The organism is Tritonibacter sp. SIMBA_163, assembly GCF_046535935.1.
GTDB classification, from domain to species: Bacteria; Pseudomonadota; Alphaproteobacteria; order Rhodobacterales; family Rhodobacteraceae; genus Epibacterium; species Epibacterium scottomollicae.
Window position 1 is genome coordinate 1 of record NZ_JAWJBP010000319.1, and the last position, 279, is coordinate 279.

Annotated in this window: 1 protein-coding gene; it reads right to left on the reverse strand. The window is 65.9% G+C overall.

Annotated elements, in window-relative coordinates:
* Nucleotides 1-279, reverse strand: a 279-nt coding sequence (locus tag R0J92_RS22560; protein ID WP_411053301.1) for a c-type cytochrome, incomplete at both ends; no start/stop codon positions are given.

The following is a 279-nucleotide window of genomic DNA, read 5'->3' on the forward strand; positions in this document are numbered from 1 at the left end:
GGGGGTTCGGCCGGACCCGTCTCGTTGACCGCGACCATGGCCCCTTCCAGCGCCGCCGCTTCCTCCTCGGTTGGCAGCGGCACCGGATCGCTCGCCTGCAGGCGCAGCCAGGCGATCAGGTTCGCGCGGTCCTCGGCATCGTCCATGCCGGCATAGGACATGGACGTGCCCGATGCGAAGTCGCGCGGCGCGTAGAGGAACCGGTTCAGATTCTCGAATGTCCACTCACCCCCGGCATCGTGAAGGCCCTGCAAAGTGTTGGAGTAATTGAAGTCCTCG